The sequence below is a fragment of the Paractinoplanes globisporus DSM 43857 genome, assembly GCF_000379645.1.
Lineage (GTDB): Bacteria > Actinomycetota > Actinomycetes > Mycobacteriales > Micromonosporaceae > Actinoplanes > Actinoplanes globisporus.
In genome coordinates this window covers 51,665-69,030 of sequence record NZ_KB903296.1, presented here as the reverse complement: position 1 = coordinate 69,030, position 17,366 = coordinate 51,665, and the positions used below count along the sequence as shown (strand labels likewise).

The 17,366-nt window shown below is 70.4% G+C and carries 18 protein-coding genes; 10 read left to right on the top strand and 8 right to left on the bottom strand.

Annotation, left to right across the window (positions count from 1 at the left end; genetic code table 11):
- Nucleotides 1-94: 94 nt before the first annotated feature.
- Nucleotides 95-3,400 carry an AfsR/SARP family transcriptional regulator gene (locus A3CQ_RS0109685; protein ID WP_020510731.1) on the bottom strand — a complete coding sequence of 1,102 codons (3,306 nt, stop codon included), beginning with the start codon at nt 3,398-3,400 and terminating at the stop codon, nt 95-97.
- A 266-nt stretch (nt 3,401-3,666) separates the two neighbouring features.
- On the opposite strand from A3CQ_RS0109685, the gene A3CQ_RS0109680 reads away from it, so the two are divergent.
- The 6 genes from A3CQ_RS0109680 (at nt 3,667) to A3CQ_RS61635 (ending at nt 11,349) form a co-directional block, all read left to right on the top strand.
- Nucleotides 3,667-5,412 carry an alpha/beta hydrolase gene (locus A3CQ_RS0109680; protein ID WP_051115209.1) on the top strand — a complete coding sequence of 582 codons (1,746 nt, stop codon included), beginning with the start codon at nt 3,667-3,669 and terminating at the stop codon, nt 5,410-5,412.
- A gap of 66 nt (nt 5,413-5,478) precedes the next feature.
- Nucleotides 5,479-6,249, top strand: coding sequence for an ABC transporter ATP-binding protein (locus A3CQ_RS0109675; RefSeq protein WP_026205499.1), 771 nt, complete (start codon nt 5,479-5,481; stop codon nt 6,247-6,249).
- Nucleotides 6,246-7,004, top strand: coding sequence for an ABC transporter permease (locus A3CQ_RS0109670; protein WP_020510728.1), 759 nt, complete (start codon nt 6,246-6,248; stop codon nt 7,002-7,004). The genes A3CQ_RS0109675 and A3CQ_RS0109670 overlap by 4 nt, the downstream gene beginning before the upstream one ends.
- Entirely contained in the window at nt 7,004-7,801 is a 798-nt protein-coding gene (locus A3CQ_RS0109665; protein ID WP_020510727.1) for a MerR family transcriptional regulator, read from the top strand. Before A3CQ_RS0109670 ends, A3CQ_RS0109665 begins: the two co-directional genes overlap by 1 nt.
- 241 nt (nt 7,802-8,042) lie before the next feature.
- On the top strand, nt 8,043-10,457 hold the full coding sequence (locus tag A3CQ_RS0109660) for a transglycosylase domain-containing protein (RefSeq protein WP_040432099.1): 2,415 nt from the start codon (nt 8,043-8,045) through the stop codon (nt 10,455-10,457).
- 49 nt (nt 10,458-10,506) lie between these two features.
- Nucleotides 10,507-11,349, top strand: a complete 843-nt coding sequence (locus tag A3CQ_RS61635; protein ID WP_020510725.1) for a maleylpyruvate isomerase N-terminal domain-containing protein — start codon at nt 10,507-10,509, stop codon at nt 11,347-11,349.
- Between the two features lie 16 nt (nt 11,350-11,365).
- Here A3CQ_RS61635 and A3CQ_RS0109650 read toward each other — a convergent pair whose 3' ends face one another.
- The 5 genes from A3CQ_RS0109650 to A3CQ_RS0109630 form a co-directional block, all read right to left on the bottom strand.
- Nucleotides 11,366-11,764 carry an MmcQ/YjbR family DNA-binding protein gene (locus A3CQ_RS0109650; RefSeq protein WP_020510724.1) on the bottom strand — a complete coding sequence of 133 codons (399 nt, stop codon included), beginning with the start codon at nt 11,762-11,764 and terminating at the stop codon, nt 11,366-11,368.
- 27 nt (nt 11,765-11,791) lie between these two features.
- Entirely contained in the window at nt 11,792-12,223 is a 432-nt protein-coding gene (locus tag A3CQ_RS0109645; protein WP_157295596.1) for a helix-turn-helix domain-containing protein, read from the bottom strand.
- A 48-nt stretch (nt 12,224-12,271) separates the two neighbouring features.
- Nucleotides 12,272-12,409: a hypothetical protein gene (locus tag A3CQ_RS60615; RefSeq protein ID WP_020510722.1), complete on the bottom strand. Its 138-nt coding sequence runs from the start codon at nt 12,407-12,409 to the stop codon at nt 12,272-12,274.
- A gap of 256 nt (nt 12,410-12,665) precedes the next feature.
- Nucleotides 12,666-12,869, bottom strand: coding sequence for a hypothetical protein (locus A3CQ_RS60610; protein WP_026205497.1), 204 nt, complete (start codon nt 12,867-12,869; stop codon nt 12,666-12,668).
- Nucleotides 12,870-12,927: 58 nt separating this feature from the next.
- Complete coding sequence (locus A3CQ_RS0109630) at nt 12,928-13,536, bottom strand: hypothetical protein (RefSeq protein WP_020510721.1); 609 nt, start codon at nt 13,534-13,536, stop codon at nt 12,928-12,930.
- 84 nt (nt 13,537-13,620) lie between these two features.
- Here A3CQ_RS0109630 and A3CQ_RS0109625 point away from each other — a divergent pair, with 84 nt between their 5' ends.
- Together A3CQ_RS0109625 and lipB are read left to right on the top strand one after the other, a co-directional pair.
- A complete protein-coding gene (locus A3CQ_RS0109625; RefSeq protein ID WP_020510720.1) occupies nt 13,621-14,052 on the top strand; it encodes an MmcQ/YjbR family DNA-binding protein in 432 nt (143 codons plus the stop codon).
- Between the two features lies 1 nt (nt 14,053).
- Entirely contained in the window at nt 14,054-14,704 is a 651-nt protein-coding gene (gene lipB, locus A3CQ_RS0109620) for a lipoyl(octanoyl) transferase LipB (RefSeq protein ID WP_245577151.1), read from the top strand.
- 12 nt (nt 14,705-14,716) lie between these two features.
- Here lipB and A3CQ_RS0109615 read toward each other — a convergent pair whose 3' ends face one another.
- Complete coding sequence (locus tag A3CQ_RS0109615) at nt 14,717-15,634, bottom strand: alcohol dehydrogenase catalytic domain-containing protein (RefSeq protein WP_020510718.1); 918 nt, start codon at nt 15,632-15,634, stop codon at nt 14,717-14,719.
- Nucleotides 15,635-15,708: 74 nt separating this feature from the next.
- Between A3CQ_RS0109615 and A3CQ_RS0109610 the strand changes: the two genes are divergently transcribed.
- Nucleotides 15,709-16,350, top strand: coding sequence for a TetR/AcrR family transcriptional regulator (locus tag A3CQ_RS0109610; protein ID WP_245577147.1), 642 nt, complete (start codon nt 15,709-15,711; stop codon nt 16,348-16,350).
- A gap of 83 nt (nt 16,351-16,433) precedes the next feature.
- Nucleotides 16,434-16,841 (top strand): hypothetical protein, encoded by a 408-nt coding sequence (locus A3CQ_RS0109605; RefSeq protein WP_020510716.1) that lies wholly within the window; start codon nt 16,434-16,436, stop codon nt 16,839-16,841.
- Between the two features lie 52 nt (nt 16,842-16,893).
- Here the strand turns inward: A3CQ_RS0109605 and A3CQ_RS0109600 are convergent, their stop codons facing one another.
- A complete protein-coding gene (locus tag A3CQ_RS0109600) occupies nt 16,894-17,352 on the bottom strand; it encodes a YidB family protein (RefSeq protein WP_020510715.1) in 459 nt (152 codons plus the stop codon).
- Between the last annotated feature and the right edge of the window lie 14 nt (nt 17,353-17,366).

The following is a 17,366-nucleotide window of genomic DNA, read 5'->3' as shown; positions in this document are numbered from 1 at the left end:
TCCGCCCCGCACCCCGGCCGCGCTCGGAGATCGGCCTGGCGGTTTGGTTGCGGTGGGTGGGTGGTCCCTCTGAGCGGCGTTCGCCGCCAAACCTTCACTCTCTCGGCGGCGTGGGAAGGGCCGGGCCCGGCAGTGCCTCGCGGCGCAGCCGGGCCGGGTCCACTTCGGCCGAGGCGGTCTTTCCGTCGAGCTTCCACCCGATCTCGTACGCCTCGGCGAAGCCGTCCTCGCCCAGCGCGCGCACGCCGCGCTCGGTCATCGTCCGTACCTGCGGATCGGTTCGGTCGTGGGTGCCGCGCAGGCGGGCCGCTGCGCCGAGCATGAGGGCCGCGTCGCGGTGCCGGCCGCGCAAGCCGGCGAGCCCGGCGGCGGTCACCGCCACCAGCGCGAGGATCGGCATGTCCCGGCTCTCCAGCGCCGCCGCGTACGCCTTGACCACCGCCTGTTCGGCGCCGTCGGCGTCGCCCAGCTCCAGGCAGAGCCAGGCCCGCACGCTGCCGACCAGCGCCCGGCCGTGGTCGCCGGCGAACGGCAGCCCGGTGGTCATCCCGGCCTCGGCCACCTCGACCAGCTCCCGCGCCCGATCCAGGTCGCCGATGCGTATCCACATCCCGGCCTCGAGCGCGTCGACCAGGACGATCATCTCGGGTGAGCCGGACCGCTGCGCCCGCTCTCGCGTGCCGTCGATCATCTCGACGGCCTGGGCCGTGTCGCCGCGCCGCAGGTGCAGGTCGATCCAGCGCAGGTCGATGAAGATCTCGTCGCTGAGGCTGAGCGACCCGAACTCGCCGGCCAGCGAACGGGCCCGGTTCAGGTCGGCCAGCGCGCCGTCGAGGTCGCCGTCGTACTGCCGCAGCTGGGCGCGCATCGGCAGCGCGGTGGCCAGGCCCCAGCGGTCGCCGGCCTTGCCGAAGCAGTCCAGCGCGCCCTCCACGTCGATGCGTACCTGCGGAAGGTCTCCGTTGTTCTCGGCGAACTGGGCCCGGAACATGCGCGCCAGGCCCGACACCCAGACGTCCGGCCCGTCGATGAGCCGGCCGATGATGACCAGCGCCGCATCCGCCTGCTCCAGGAAGGTCAGCGTCACCGCCGCCAGCGTCCCGGCCAGGCCCGGCAGCTCGGGGTAGGCCAGCAGCCGGTCGCAGAGCGCCTGCAGCTCGTCGTGCCGGTCCCGGGTCTCCTGGTCCATCGCCGAGCCCCGGCTGCTGATCAGGTTGAGCAGCATCACCGCCGAGGCGCAGTCCCGGTCGAGCGTCGACCGACCGCCCGGCACGGCCAGGGACTCCTCCAGCCAGTAGGCGGCGTCCGCGTGCCGGCCCAGCATCTGCCAGAACCAGCCCAGGTGCAGCGCCAGCGAGACCGCGCGGTCGGCCTCGCCCGTGTCGCACAGGTGGCGCAGGGCGGCCAGGGCGTTGTCGTACTCGGCGCTCAGCGCGGCCAGCGCGGTGAGCTGCCCCGGCCCGCGCAGCCGCGAGTCGAGGCTCGCGATCAGCTCGGCGAGGTATCCGGCCGCGAGATCTCGTGCCGCCCCCAGCGTGCCGCGCTCGTCGAGACGCTCGATGCCGTACTCACGAAGGGTCTCGAGCATCCGGTAGCGGCCGGGGTCCGGCGCGAGCTGCAGCAGCGACTTGTCGACCAGCGCGGCGAGCAGTTCCGGCACCTCACGCGCCGGCACGTCCGTGCCGGAACAGACCGCGGTGGCCGAGGCCTCCGTGACGCCGCCGGGCAGGATCGAGACCCTTTCCGCCACCGTACGCTCGTGCTCGCTCAGCAGATCCCAGCTCCACGCGATCACCGCCCGCAGGGTCCGATGCCGGGGGTACGCGGTGCGGCTGCCCGTGGTCAGCAGCCGGAACCGGTCGGAGAGCCCGTCGGCGAGCTCGGCCAGCGACAGCGTGCGCAGCCGGGCCGCGGCCAGTTCCAGCGCCAGCGGCATGCCGTCGAGCCCGCGCACGATCCGCCCGATGTCGCCGAGCGTCTCGGCGTCCACGTCGAAGCCGGGCCGCACGGCACCGGCCCGCTCGGTGAACAGCCGCACCGACGCCCGCCGCCTCGCCTCCTCGACACCGTCCTCCGGCTCGGGCAGCGTCAGCGGGCCGAGCGGCACCAGCGCCTCGCCGTCGACCGCGAGCGGTTCCCGGCTGGTCGCCAGCACCCGCAGTTCCGGGCAGCGCGGCAGCAGCGCCGCGATCAGGTGCGCCACCGCGTCGATCAGGTGCTCACAGTTGTCGACCAGGAGCAGGCTCTCCCGGCCGCCGAGCTCCTCGGTGAGCACGTCGATGTCGTCGCCGTCGAGCCGCAGCTTGGTGGACGCCTCGAACATCGCGGCGCCGCGCAGCCCGATCGCGGCCAGCACCGCCGCCCCCACCTTCGCCGCCTCGGTGACCGAGGAGAGGTCGACCAGCCAGACCCCGTCGCGGAACTCGTGCCGGCGCCGCCGGCCCGCCTCCAGCGCGAGCCGGGTCTTGCCGGCCCCGCCCGGCCCGAGCACGGTGACCAGGCGCCCGGCGGCGAGCAGCGTGCCGATCCGGGCGAGGTCGTCGTCGCGCCCGATGAAGCTGGTGACCGGCGCCGGCAGGTTGCTGCGCCTCTGCTCGCGCGGCGGTCGATTCTCGGCTGCCGGCTCGGCCACCGGCTCCGGGGCGCGCAGCAGCCGCACGTGCCGCTCGCGCAGCGCGGCGCCGGGGTCGACGCCCAGCCGGTCGGCCAGTGCCTCCCGCACCCGCTCGTACAGCGCGAGCGCCTCGGCCTGCCGGCCCTGCGCGGCGAGCGCGTCCATCAGCAGGGCGGCGGCCCGCTCGTCCACCGGCTGCTCGGCGAGCAGGGCCGACATCCGGGCGGCCGCCGCATCGGCCCGGCCCAGGGCCAGCTCGGCCTGGGCCAGGTCGGACTCGGCCTCGGCCCGCTCCTGCGCCAGCCGGGTGGCGACCGCGGGCGCCACGGCGGCGACGGCGGCCGGCTCGGCTGCGGGGTGCTCCCCCCAGCACGCGACCGCCTCGCTCAGCAGTTCGGCGGCGGCCGAAGGGTCGCCGGCCCGCAGCCGCTCGCGCCCGTCGGCGGCCAGCCGCTCGAACCGCAGCGCGTCGACGTCGGCCGCGGTCACGTCGAGCCGGTAGCCGCCCTCGGTCTGCGCCACCGCGCCCGGCGCGCCGAGCAGCCGGCGCAGCCGGGAGACCAGGGACTGCAGGGCGTTGACCGGGTCGGCCGGGCGCTCCTCGGGCCAGAGCGCGTCGACCAGCAGGCCGGGCTCGACCGCGGCGCCGCCGGCCAGCGCGAGCCGCACGAGCAGGCCACGCAGCCGCGCCCCGGGCACCGCCACCGGCGCGTCGCCGAGGCACACCTCGAACGCGCCCAGCAACGTCAGCCGCAGCCGCGTAGCGATCTCCCCGTGCCCACCCACACGCCGATCCTCTCGCGTCCGGCCCGGAGCGCCCAACCCGCCCCACCGGGCGACCCTCTCAGCCCGGTCTCAGGCGCACGCGTCCTAGGAACCTGGGTCAATTCCTTGGCTACAGCATTGTCGCCATTTCCTACGCAAACGAAATTTGCGCAGCGGGAAATGTCATATCCTTTAACTTCATTGCTTCATGTAGATGTATGGCATTCATTTCCTACTATCCGGAGCGCGGCGATCCCGCCGCAAAAGCTCGACGGAAGGAATCGTGGATGCGAAGGCTTGGCAGAACCGTTCTCGTGGCGGTGTCGATCGCCGGCGTCCTCGTCGCCGGGGCGGCCGCCCCGGCGACGGCGGCGACCCGGACCGACCAGACCTCCGCCCAGGAACGCAAGCGCGTCGACAGCGTGCCCACGCCGAAACTCGGCTGGTTCAACTGCTACGACGGCGCCCAGTGCGCGACCACCTGGCTTCCCCTCGACTACGACAACCCCAAGGGCGCGAAGACGGAGATCGCGGTCCTGCGCATCAAGGCCAAGGACCAGAAACACAAGATCGGCAGCCTGTTCCTCAACCCCGGCGGCCCCGGCGGCTCGGGAGTGGAAATCGCGGCCGCCGCTCCGCTGTTCCTCAGCCCGTCGCTGCTCGACCGCTTCGACATCGTCGGTTTCGACCCGCGCGGCATCGCCAGCAGCACAAACGTCAAATGCTTCAAGACGGTCAAGGATCAGACCGCCGTACTGAGCAAGATGAATGTCGCCTTCCCGTGGGGAAAGGCCGAGGAGAAGTCGTACGTCGAGGGCGCGAAGCAGTTCGGCAAGGCCTGCTCGACCACGGGCAAGCCGCTCTCCGGCTCGATGTCGACGGCCGAGGTCGTCCGCGACATGGACGTGCTGCGCCGGGCGGTCGGTGACAAGAAGCTGAGCTACCTCGGCTTCAGCTACGGCACCGCGATCGGCCAGTACTACGCCAACATGTTCCCGGACCGCTTCCGCGCGATCGTGGTCGACGGCGTGCTCGACCCCGAGCATTGGGTCGGCACCAAGAAGACGGCGACCCAGGAGCAGGACGAGCGCCTGCGCTCGGCCGACGGCGCCTACCGCGCGCTGCAGGAGATCCTCAAGCGCTGCGACAAGGCCGGCGAGAAGTACTGCGCGTTCGCGGCCGGCAACCCGGTGGCCAACTTCGACCTGATCGCTCAGAAGCTGCGCCAGAAGCCGCTGGTCGTCACCGACGAGTTCGGCACCTTCACCATCACGTACGCCGATTTCGTCGGCGCCATCCTCGGCGACCTGTACGACGTGGGCGCCGGCGACTGGGTCACGCAGGACTCGCAGTTCGTCTACACCCTGCTCACCCAGCCGAGCACGAGCGCCAAGGCGGCCACCGCGCGCAAGGCCCTGATGAAGCGCATCCGGGCCGCCCGCGCCAAGGCCCCCGCCCGCGACTTCCCGTACGACAACGGCTTCGAGGCGTTCGCCGGTGTCGACTGCACCGACGCGCTGCACCCCGCCGACGCCGGCTCGTGGCCCGCGCTGATGGCCAAGGCCGACAAGCGGGCGCCGTACTTCGGCCGCGCCTGGGGCTGGGCCACCGCCCAGTGCGCGCGCAACACCTGGACCGTGCGGGACGAGGACGCCTACACCGGACCGTGGACCCGCAAGACCGCGGCGCCCGTGCTGATCGTCGGCACCAAGTGGGACCCGGCGACCAACTACGACGACGCGGTGTCGGCCGCCAAGCGCCTGCCCAACAGCCGCCTGCTGTCCAACACCAACTGGGGCCACACCTCCTACGGCACGTCCGACTGCGCCACCGGCGCGATCGACGCCTACCTGCTGAAGGTGACCCTGCCCGCCAAGGGCACCCTCTGCCAGGGCGCCTACCAGCCCTTCCTCGAGCCGCTCCCGGACGACCCGGGCGCGACGGCCTCGACCCTGAAGGCGACCGCGGCCCAGACCGCGCGCCCGCAGGTGGCCGGCCCGCCCATGCCGTCGACGCTCAACGGCACTCGATAACGCGATGAGGGGGCGCGGCGTCGGGGCTTGACCTTGACGCCGCGTCAACCCCGCATCCTCGGTGGCATGACAGCGGACCATCCGACCATTCGCGTGCGAGGGCTCACGAAGGCGTACGGCAAGCTCGAGGTTTTGCGGGGTGTGGATTTTGATGTGGCGCCCGGGAGCATCTTCGCGCTGCTCGGCTCGAACGGGGCCGGCAAGACGACGGTCGTGCGGATCCTGGCGACGCTGCTGAAGGCCGACGCGGGGACGGCGGCCGTCGGCGGCTTCGACGTGGCCACGCAGCCGGCGCGGGTGCGCGAGTCGATCAGCCTGACCGGGCAGTTCGCCGCCGTGGACGAGATCCTCAGCGGGCGGGAGAACCTCGTGCTCGTCGCGCGGCTGCGGCATCTCCGGAACCCCGGCGCGGTCGCGGACGGACTGTTGGACCGTTTCTCGCTGACCGACGCGGGCGCGCGGAGAGTGTCCACCTACTCCGGCGGGATGCGCCGCCGCCTGGACATCGCGATGAGCCTGGCCGGGAGCCCGCCGGTCATCTTCCTGGACGAGCCGACCGCCGGGCTCGACCCGTCGGCACGCCTCGAGGTGTGGCAGACCGTCAGAGGGTTTGCCAGGCAGGGCACCACCGTCCTGCTCACCACCCAGTACCTGGACGAGGCGGAACAGCTGGCCGACCGGATCGCGATCCTCCACCAGGGCCGGATCGTCGTGAACGGGACCCTCGGCGAGCTCAAACAACTTCTCCCACCCGCCAGGATCGAGTACGTCCAGAAGCAGCCGACGCTGGAGGAGATCTTCCTCGCGACCATCGCCGGCGGCCGGGAGCAGGAATGACCACGTACCTGTTCAGCGACAGCGCCGTGCTCACCGGCCGGACCCTGCGCCACGTCACCCGCAGCCTCGACACCATCATCACGACCGCGATCATGCCGATCGCCCTCATGCTGATGTTCGTCTACGTGTTCGGCGGCGCGATCGACACCGGCCCCGTCCCGTACATCGACTACATGCTGCCCGGCATCCTGCTCATCACCATCGCGTCGGGCATCTCCTACACCGCGTTCCGGCTGTTCATGGACCTGAAGAGCGGCATCTTCGAACGCTTCCAGTCCATGCCGATCGCCCGGTCCGGCGTGTTGTGGGCCCACGTGCTGACCTCGCTGGCCGCCAACACGATCTCGCTCGTGATCGTCCTGGGCGTCGCGCTGCTGATGGGCTTCCGCTCGAGCGCCGGGGTGCTCGCGTGGCTCGCGGTCGGCGGCATCCTGCTGCTGTTCACCCTGGCCCTGACCTGGATCGCCGTGATCCCGGGCCTGTCCGCGACCTCGGTCGAGGGCGCGGGCGCGTTCTCCTACCCTCTGGTGTTCCTACCATTTGTCAGTTCTGCGTTCGTGCCGACGGAGACCATGCCCGGCCCGGTCCGGTGGTTCGCGGAGAATCAGCCGGTGACGCCGATCGTCAACACACTTCGCGACCTGTTCGCCGGTCGACCAGCCGACGATCTCGGGATCGCCCTCGCCTGGTGCGGCGGCCTGCTCGTCGTGGCGTACGTCTTCGCGATGCTCGCCTATCGGCGGAAAATCGCCTGATGCTCACCATCAGCCGGGTCGCGGCGTACGCGGGCGTCACCGTGCGGGCGATACGCCACTACCACGAGATCGGGCTGCTGCCGGAGCCCGTCCGCGACCGCTCCGGCTACCGCACCTACGACGCCGCCGCCATCGTCCGCCTGATCCGGATCCACACGCTGGCCGACGCCGGCGTGCCACTGGCCCGGGTGCAGGAACTTCTCGACGCCGGCCCCGACGAGTTCGCCGCCGGCGTACGGGAGATCGACAAGAACCTGCGCGCCGAGATCCGGCGCCTGCGCGGCACCCGCCAACGCCTGGCCGGCCTGGCCGCCGGCGACCGGCTCGCACTCCCCCGCTGCGTCCTGGACTACCTCGACCGGCTGCGCGCCCTGGGCGTGGACGAGCGGCAGATCGAGGCGGAACGCGACGGCTGGATCCTCGTCGCCGCCCAGGTGCCGGACCAGATCGACGCCGTGATCGCCCAAAAGCACGAGGACCTGGACAACCCCGACGTGGTGGAGCTCTACCTCCTGCTGAACGACGCGCTCGACTGGCCCCCCGACGACCCCCGCGTCGTCGAGATAGCCGACATCGTGGAACGCCTGATGATCCGCGCCGTCCAGTCCGGCGAGGCCGGCCCCGACGCCATCACCGACAGCTTCGCCACCCTCCTCGACGCCGCCATGCTCGAATCCTCCCCCGGCGCCGCACGCCTCCTGGCCATCCTCGAAGACCGCGGCTGGAAAGGCTGGACCAGAATCGAAAAATTTCCCGCCAACCGCCTCGACCCCGCGATGACCGGAGACGACGCTTGAATTGGCGGCGACAGCCGCGCAGACAAACCCGGGGGTGATCTCTGAGCCGAGGGGTGTGGGGCGAAGCCCCGCGGTCTTAAGGACTTCCCCGACCATGATCGCGGACCGTCATCCCCACATCGCAGGTGGTACAACCATCTGATTAGGCGGAATTCGAAATGGACTGGTGAAACGGGATGTATGCGAATTCACCTCTCCACCTCACGCGGGACTCACATATTCGTTCTGTAGCCTGCGCGGCGTGTCTTCCTGGTTTCGGCGACGTGATCACAACATCTTCACCAACGCGAGCTCGCTTCTGATCTGCGGAGTTCTCGCGGGGGTGGTGGTCGCCGCGGCGGCGTTCCCGGCCGCGGCGATGTCCGGCCTGACGGTCGAGGCGGGCGGCAAGGCGTTCGCGGCTCTGCCCAGCCAGCTCAACGAGTTCGCCTCCCCCCAGATCACCCGGGTCTACGCGTCCGACGGCAAGACGCAGATCGCGGTCATGTACGACGAGTTCCGCAGCGACGTGCCGCTGTCGCAGATCTCGATCAACATGCAGAACGCGATCGTCGCCGCCGAGGACCGCGACTTCTACAAACACGGCGGCGTCGACCTCAAGGGCACGATCCGGGCGTTCGTGAACGACGAGACCGGCGGCGACAAGCAGGGCGCCTCGACCCTGACCATGCAGTGGGTGCGTATGGCGCTGGCCTACTCGGCGACCAACCCGCAGGAGGTCGTCGCCGCCACCGAGGACACCCCGAAGCGCAAGATCACCGAGATGAAGTACGCGATGCAGGTCGAGAAGGAGATGACCAAGCAGCAGATTCTCGAGCGCTACCTGAACATCGCCCCGTTCGGCAACGGCGCGTACGGCATCTACGCCGCCAGCCAGATCTACTTCAACAAGAGCCCGAAGGACCTCGACGTCGCGCAGGCGGCCCTGCTGGCCGGCATGGTCAAGGCGCCCACCAGCTTCAACCCGACCACCGCGAGCGGGTACCCGCAGGCGCAGACCCGGCGGCAGTACGTGCTCGACGGCATGGTGACGACCGGCGCGATCACCAAGGCGCAGGAGCAGGCGGCGGCGAAGGAGAAGATCCCGCACACCGTCAAGCGGGTCGGCAACGGGTGCGTCTCGGTCAACAAGAACGAGTGGGGCTTCTTCTGCGACTACTTCACCCGCTGGTGGCTGCAACAGCAGGCCTTCGGCGCCACGACGTACGACCGTGAGCAGCGCCTGAACGACGGCGGGTACCGGATCGTCACGACGATGGACCTCAAGGCGACCGCGGCCGCGCACAAGCGGATCAACGAGAAGATCAAGACCAGCAACAAGGACGCCCTGATGCTGGCGGCCGTGAAACCGGGCACCGGTGAGGTGCTGGCGCTCGCTGCGAACCGCAACTACAAGCTGGACGACTCGAAGAACCACATCTCGTCGGACCCGAAGAAGGCCGCGAAGAAGCTCAAGGGCACGTACCCGAACACGACCAACCCGATCATCAGCGGCGGCGGCGACGTCGACGGGTACCAGGCCGGCTCGACCTTCAAGATGTTCACGATGGTGACCGCGCTGAAGCAGGGCATTCCGCTGAGCAAGGTGATCAACGCGGGGGTCGTCGCGAAGACCCACTACATCGTCTCGCCGAGCAGCCCGGCCGCCTGCCCCGGCACGCACTTCTACTGCCCGGGCAACGCCGGTGAGAGCGAGGCCGGCGTCTACAACATGTGGGCCGCGTTCGGGCACTCGGTGAACACGTACTTCGTGCCGCTCGAGGAGGAGGTCGGCGCTCAGAACGTGGTGCGGACCGCCCAGGACTTCGGCATCCAGTTCCGCGCCTCGAACGACGCGGACCTGGCCAAGCCCGGCAACGCCGAGCAATGGGGCGCGTTCACCCTGGGTGTCTCCGAGTCCACGCCGCTCGACCTGGCCAACGCGTACGCGACGCTGGCCGGCGACGGCATGTACTGCGCGCCCACCCCGGTGAAGTCGATCGTCGACCGGGACGGCTCGAAGATCGACGTCGGCAGCCCGAGCTGCCGGCGCGTCGTCTCGGCCGACGTGGCCCGCACCGCCCTGGACGCGGCCCGCTGCCCGGTCGGCGACTCGGCCCAGCTGGGCAGCTGCGGCGGCTCCGGCACGGCCCCCGGGGCCCACGGTGTCGTCGACCACCCGGTGTTCGGCAAGACCGGCACCACCGACAGCTCCAAGACCGCGGCGCTGATCCTGGGCACCACCTCGATCGTGGTGGCCGGCTATCTCGCCGATACGGACTGGCCACAGACCAGCCAGCACATGGACCACGCCATCGTGAACCCGGCGGTGTGGAACACGGTGGCCGACTACATGAGGGGCAAGCCGAGCGTCCAGTTCAAGAAGCCCGGCGACAGCAAGGTGGCCGTCGGCGACCTCGTCTCGGTCCCGGGCGTGAACTGCGCCAGCGTCCAGGCGGCGACCGCGGTGCTGAAGGGCGCCGGCTTCACCCCGACGACCGGCGGCCAGGTGGCCTCGAACTGCCCGCCCGGCACCGTCGCCGACACCAACCCGAGCAACCGCGCCTCCCGCGGCGGCCTCGTCGTCATGGAGATCAGCAAGGGGCCGGGCGGCCCGCCGGGCCAGAACCCCGGCACCAAGGGCGGCGGCAAGGGCAACGGCAAGCCCGGGCATTGATCCGGTAGGTTCGGCGCGTGCGCCGGACCTGCCGTACCAACCGCCCCGGGTGATCGTCGAGCCCGACCGGGACGCGCTCCGCGCCGCCCTGGACCGCGAGACCCGCCGCCTGGTCGACCGGGTCCGCGCCGGCACGGACCTGGACGCCCCGGCGCCGGGGCTGGACTGGACCGCCGGCCAGCTGGTCGCCCACCTGTGCGTGGTCTACCGCGCCTTCGCGCTGGCCGTACGCGGCGACGACTACGGCGAGTTCATCACGGCCAACCTGGGCACCGGCCACACACTGCCGGAGGTGGTCGCCTCGACGAACGCCCGGGCGCTGGCGGTGGTGTCGTTCCCCGGCCCTCGCGAGGCCGCCGACGGCCTGCGCGACTGCGCCGACGAGCTGCTCGCCGCCCTCGACACCGGCCCCGACCTACGGGCCGCCCGGCCCACGCCGTGGTATGGCACCGATGTCACCCGTACCGTCGGCACCTTGGTCGCCCTCAGTGTCAGCGAGAGCGTCGTGCACGGCTACGACCTGGCGGGAGCGTTGCGGACAAGGCCGTGGCTGGACGAGCGATCCGCCGCGACCGCCGCCCCGATCGTGATGAGCGAGATGCTGCCGCTGCTCGTCGACCCGTCCGGCAGCCGCGGCTTCACCGGCAGCTACGAGGTGCGCATCCGCCACGCTCCCCGCTTCGTGCTCCAGTTGGACGCCGGGCGCGCCTCGACCGTCCCGGCCGACGGCCGCGAGGTCGACTGCGTCCTGTCCCTGTCCGGCTGCGACGCCCTTCTCGTCGGCTTCCACCGACGCAAGCTCTGGCATGCCATCGCGTCCGGCGGCGCGCTCGCGTACGGCCGTCGGCCTTGGCTCGGCCTGCGCTTCCACTCCCTGTTCCGCCTTCCGTGACGGCCGGGTCTGACGCTCAGGACCCTCGGGAGTCGAGCACGGCCACCCTTCGCGGCCCGGCCGTGCGCCGGTAGCTGGCATCGAGGATTTCGTTGACTTCCGCCCAATCGACGTCGTGGTCGAGGTCCACCCCGATCCATCCGTACGCCCCGAGGTACGCCGGCACGTAGCAGCGTTCTTCCTCGAGCAGCGCCTCCCGCTCCGCCGCATCGATCAGCACGAGCACCGAATGCTCGTGCTGCCGGTAGGCGCCGTCGACCTTCACCGAGCCCCCGTAGTACGCGAAGATCTTGGTGGTGAAGAAGGCCGGGTGCCCGTGCGAAATCTTCTCCGCCGCGTCCGGGAAGGCGAGGGCAAGTGCCCGAAGCCGGCCCAGGATCGGGTCCGCCTCGTCGAACATGATGGGATGCGCCATGCCAGAAGATAAGCACAAGCGCACCGTCTATTGAGGCCGGCCCGTCGTCCAGCTCGTCCGCGTGTCGATCGGCTCATCGATCCGCGGCGCGATCCTCGGCGGCGAAGCGGGCGCCATGCCTATCTGATGGTCATACCAGCAGCCGACGGCATAGTGACCCTCTCGGGCGTCCGCATTGAGGCCCTCGAGCAGCCGCTCCAGCGTCTCGCGCGTCCCCGGATAGCGCGCGCCGGACAAGTAGGAACCCACCGTTGACACCGGCATCCGGACGCGCTTGGCGAGCTCGCTGATGGTTATACCCTCGCGCCCCCGCAACGCGGAGAGCCAGCTCGCGAGCGCCTCGTCGGCCCACCGGTGCGGGTTGCCGCGCCTCCGCTTGGAGGTCTGGATGGGTTCCGGCGAGGCATCCGCGACGGGCTCTCGCTCCACGCTTTCACCGTCGGCGGCAGCGACATTCACGGGGATCACCTGCGATCTGCAAGCTGCGACTGCGGCGTTCCGTGAAGCCTACTCGGTGAACACCTTCACGGAGTCGGCGCTCCCGCCGTTCCGGTTGACGGCGACGAAGAAGTCACTCCCGACGTGGGTGATGTCTTCGATCTCGTCGGTCAGGTTGTTCCCCGGAATTCCGATGTCGCTTTCCACAGGCTGTTCAGCCGCCGGGCGGCATACATTCCGGCTCCGCCGGCCGCCGTCGCGCTGAAGCAGAAGCCACTGATGTTGCCAATCGGCAGATGGACTGTCTGGCTTGCGCCGACAGATCCGTCGGCGTTCAGGTGCACGATCGTCACGTCGTCACTCGGAAACGCGGATTGGCTGCCCTGCGTGGCAATCAAGGCCGGGCCCTGGCCCCAGGATCGCTTCCGCCCCACCAACCGCATAGTTTCCCGCTGCGTCGCCGTCAGTTTCCGAAGACGCCCGTCTCGAGGTCGTCCTCGCGGGTCGCCGCCGCCATCTCGGCCGCCAGCAGGCTGGTGTCGACCACCCGGCCGGCCCGGCAAACACTGCTGTTCGGGATGTTCAGCCGTTCCGCCCCGCTCCGGTCCGTAGCGGCGTAAGCGGGCGCGCTCGAGACACCAGCGATTCCGATGGAGAGGGCGAGCACGGACGCGGCGGCTGACAGTCTCTTCGCTTCGGTGTCTCTCCTTGGGGGTGGGGAAGGTTCAGCGCGCCGTTCGGCGATGGCCGTGGCGGTTGCCCAGTGCGAGCAGGCAGAAGATCAGGACGGCGAGTATCGCGTTGCGGACCAGCGTATATCCAAGTCCGTAAATCACGAGGTTTCGTGGCTCGGCGTAGGTCGCGGCCGGCCAGGACAACAACACCCGGATCGCTCGGCTGCTGAGAGCAATGGCCGCGAGCCACACCAAGGGATGCGGTCCGGCCAACCATCGCGATGACCAGACTCCCAGCCGGAAGATCAGAAACATGACGATGGGCAGGCCGAGCATCGTGATCAGGGCGTCGTGCAGCTGAACCGGGTGGCTGTGCGGGCCGTCCGTGGCGGCGACCGGGGCGTAGACGCCGATCACGCCCGCCGCGATCGACTCGAAGAGCAGGACGAGGACCACCATCACGGCGCCTCGCCAGAGAAGCGGGCGCCGGTTGACGTCGGCCGGCGTCGCCGGGGTACGCGCGTCCCTTGCCAGCGCGACGGCGAGGAGAACTGCCGCGAACCCCGGCGCCCACAGCGTGGCCGCGCCACTTTCGACGCCGGCGACGACTAGGGCGAGGTAGGTCAGCGGGACCAGAACGATCGCAGTGACGGCCGCCAAGTCGTACCTCCGTGGTCAATGTGTTCGACCTACAAGAGGGTAGATCCACTTCCACTGCGGATGTGCCCCCGCTACTGTCGGCCTATGTCCGGGCCTGGCGACGTACCACCTGAGATCCTGGACCGGCTGCGACCGATCTGCCGGGGGCTGCCCGACGCGTACGAGGAACCGGCCTGGATCGGCATTCGCTGGCGGATCCGCGCGCGGACGGTCGCCCACGTCTACACCCCGGACCCGGACCGATTTCCGGTGTACGCCCGGTATCTGGTCGCCGGCGAGGCACCGACCGTCATGACGTTCCGCGTACCCATCGACGACCTGCTCGGCCTGACCGCCCGCGGCTTCCCGTACTTCCGCGCTCCGTGGGGCCGCAACGTCGCCGCCGCCGTTCTCGGCGAGCACACGGACTGGACCGAGATCGCCGAACTGATCACCGACAGCTACTGCGAGATGGCCCCGAAGTTCCTCGTCGCCCAGCTGATCGGTCCCGGATCCGACGGGTGGCATGATCGGTGAGGTGGGGATTGAGCTCGGCCACCGCCTGACGCGGATCGATCTCGGTGAGGTCCCGTACCGCGAGGCGCTCGGCCTGATGGCCGGCTGGGTCGAGGAGCGGCGGGCGGGCACGGCACCCGATCGGCTCTTCCTGCTGAGCCATCCGGGGGTCGTCACGTACGGCAAGCACACACCACCGACCGATCTCCCCCGGGCCGAGGACGGCCTGGAGACCGTGGCGGTCGACCGGGGCGGCCACGCCACGTACCACGGACCCGGGCAGCTGGTCGGCTACCTGATCATGGATCTGCACCGGGGCGGGCCCGGCGACGTGGTGCGGTGGCTGGAGAACGGCCTGATCGCGGCGCTCGGCGACCTGGGATTCCCCACCGTCCGGCGTGACACCCCGAAAGGCGAGAACAGCCTGGTCGGGATCTGGACGCCGGAGCACCACAAGCTCGTGTCGATCGGCATGCGGATCCGGGGCGGGGTGACCAGTCACGGTTTCGCTCTGAACGTGGATCCCGACCTGAGCGTCTACGACCGGTTCACCGCGTGCCGGCTGGAGGGGGTCACGATGACATCGCTGCGCCGGATGGCCGACGAGCGAGAGCACAGATTGCCCGGCGACAAAGAGATCCGCGACGCGATCGCCGCCCGTCTCGCGGCCTGACACCCACCGCCCTCACGGACGAACGCGAATGATCGTCTTCCCCTTGAGCCGATCGGTCGGGTTGAAGGCGGCGACGGCATCGTCGAGTGTCGCGACGGTGCCGATGTTCGTCCGCAGTCGCCCGTCGCGCACCCGCTGGACGATCTCACCCAGGTGGGCGCGATCGGCCTCGACGACGAAGTCGACCCCCAGGCCGTCGGCGGGCCGGGCCTCGGGCGGCCCGGCGATGGTCACCAGCGTTCCGCCGGCACGAACCAGGCCAGCGGACCGCTTCCCGATCTCGCCGCCGATCACGTCGAAGACCACATCGACCCTGCCGATGTCCTCCAGCGCGTCGTGGCCGAGATCGACGAACTCCTGCGCGCCGAAGTCGAGCGCTGCCTGCCGGTCGGCGGCGCGCCCGGTGCCGATGACGTAGGCGCCGGCCTCTCGTGCGAGCTGGGTCGCCATCGAGCCGACTCCACCGGCCGCACCGTGCACGAGGACGCTCTGCCCCGTCTCGAAGCGGCCGTACACGAACAGTCCCTGCCACGCGGTCAGGCCCGAGATCGGCAGGCTCGCGCCCACCGTGAAGTCGACGTCACCCGGCAGCGGCGCGAGGTTGCGGGCCTCGACGGCCACGTACTCCGCCAACGTGCCGTCGCGAGTCCAGTCCGTGAGGCCGAACACCCGCTGTCCCACCGACAGCCCCCTCGTGCCGTACCCGAGAGCCGTGACCACCCCGGCCACCTCGTGCCCGGGTACCGACGGCGTCCGGTCACGGCCGAGCCGATCGGTCCAGGTCCCCGGCCAGGTCAGCTCGCCCGGGGTGAATCCCGACGCGTAGACCTGAACGACGACGTCGTTCACCGCCGCTACCGGCTCGGGCCGCTCTACCACCGTCATCCCGGCGGTTCCCGCGGCCTGATCCGCCACCACGATCGCCTTCATCTGACTTGTCTCCCCGGTCATTTGTCGTGTCTCTCCTGCTCGGCGAGCCCCGGCGTTCGGGTAGCCTGGCGGCCGTGGTCGACCCGCCGGTCAGGAGCGTGGGCACCCGGCTGACGGCGCGCGGCGCGGCCACCCGGGAACGCATCGTGCTGGCCGCCGCCGAGCTGATGGCGGCCAAGGGTGTCGCCGCCACCACCCTCGACGACGTCCGGGTCGCGAGCGGCACCAGCAAGTCCCAGCTCTACCACCACTTCGCGGCCAAGGAAGAGCTGGTCCACGAGGTCATCACGCATCAGGCCGGCGTCGTGCTGGAGCGTCAGAACCAGTTGCTGCGCGGCGTCAACTCGTTCGCCGGGCTGCGCCGATGGCGCGACGCCGTGCTGCAACGCAACGTGCTGCGCAGCGGCGCGTACGGATGCGACATCGGCACCCTCGCGGCCGAGCTGTCCGACACCGACGAGGCCGCCCGCGAGGCACTGGCCGGCCATTTCGCGACCTGGGAACAGTTGCTCGCCGACGCCTTCCGCAGGATGCGCGACAACGGCACGTTGCGCCCCGACACCGACCCGGCCACCCTGTCCGTAGCGGTGATGGCCGCCGTTCAGGGCGGCTATCTGCTGGCTCAGACAGCGCACAACGCCGAGCCCATGCGGGTGGCCTTGGACATGGCACTGGCGCACGTCAAGACGTTCGAGGCGAGCACAACAGGACTATAAGGTCCAACCATGCCGCTCGTCCAGTCGACGGGCAGGCCACCCCCGAGGCATGATGGACTCTGGAGTCCAACTAAGGGAGGGTCATGACCGGGCCACAGGAGAACGTCAAGATTTTCGGGCTTCGCCCGGTGGAGGCGGTCGCGGGGCTCGTCCCCGCCGGCCGGCACTGCATACCGATCATCGCGGCACTGCCCGGGCTGGGCATCGAGACGGACGTGGTCGGCGTCCTGCACGGCGCCGACGGCCTGCGCATTCTCGACCCGGAGCCGCACGGGATCGGGCAACGGGTGCTCAGGTTCTTCGAGAGCTGGGGCTACCAGGACGAGATCATCAAGCTATGGGACGAAGGCCTGCGCAAGGGCGAGTCGATGATCGTCGTGCCGGCGTCGTACCCGGACCGGGTCGGTATCAGCACCCTGATGGCCGGCAACGGGGGCCATGCCGTCTACTACTTCGGCATCGGGCACGTGGAGTCACTGACCGGCCCCTGACCCCAGGATCGCTTCCGCCCCACCAACCGCAAAGTTTCCCGCTGCGTCGCCGTCAGTTTCCGAAGACGCCCGTCTCGAGGTCGTCCTCGCGGGTCGCCGCCGCCATCTCGGCCGCCAGCAGGCTGGTGTCGACCACCCGGCCGCCCGGGCTCACCGCGTCCACGAGGTCGGGGAGGACCTCCGACAGCTGCCAGGCGACCGCGGCCGGCGTGCTGCTGGCGTAGTCGGCGAGGTCACCGAGCACCCCGTCGCCGATTGTCAGGCGTACCTGATCGGTGGTCATCTTTTGATTGTGCTCGTTGTCGTCGAGCCAGCTCCGGTACTGCTCGGAGGTGGTGGTCACGGCGAGATCGAGCACGATCGCCCGCAGCCGACCGGCGCCCGGCTCGCCGTCCGGGGTGTCCGCCAGCCGCGTGAGCTCCGCCGGCTTCCTGGTGTGCGCCAGCCCGAAGACGAGGTCGCGCACCTCGGGGTCGTCAAGCAGCGTGGCGAACTTCGCGATGTCGGTCATGTCCGTTCTCCGTT

Excerpts from the sequence above, each read along its gene's own strand:
- A3CQ_RS0109680 (WP_051115209.1), top strand. The coding sequence starts at position 3,667 with ATGCGAAGGCTTGGCAGAACCGTTCTCGTGGCGGTGTCGATCGCCGGC.
- A3CQ_RS0109675 (WP_026205499.1), top strand. The coding sequence starts at position 5,479 with ATGACAGCGGACCATCCGACCATTCGCGTGCGAGGGCTCACGAAGGCG.
- A3CQ_RS0109670 (WP_020510728.1), top strand. The coding sequence starts at position 6,246 with ATGACCACGTACCTGTTCAGCGACAGCGCCGTGCTCACCGGCCGGACC.
- A3CQ_RS0109665 (WP_020510727.1), top strand. The coding sequence starts at position 7,004 with ATGCTCACCATCAGCCGGGTCGCGGCGTACGCGGGCGTCACCGTGCGG.
- A3CQ_RS0109650 (WP_020510724.1), bottom strand. The coding sequence starts at position 11,764 with ATGGCGCATCCCATCATGTTCGACGAGGCGGACCCGATCCTGGGCCGG.
- A3CQ_RS0109625 (WP_020510720.1), top strand. The coding sequence starts at position 13,621 with ATGTCCGGGCCTGGCGACGTACCACCTGAGATCCTGGACCGGCTGCGA.
- A3CQ_RS0109615 (WP_020510718.1), bottom strand. The coding sequence starts at position 15,634 with ATGAAGGCGATCGTGGTGGCGGATCAGGCCGCGGGAACCGCCGGGATG.
- A3CQ_RS0109605 (WP_020510716.1), top strand. The coding sequence starts at position 16,434 with ATGACCGGGCCACAGGAGAACGTCAAGATTTTCGGGCTTCGCCCGGTG.
- A3CQ_RS0109600 (WP_020510715.1), bottom strand. The coding sequence starts at position 17,352 with ATGACCGACATCGCGAAGTTCGCCACGCTGCTTGACGACCCCGAGGTG.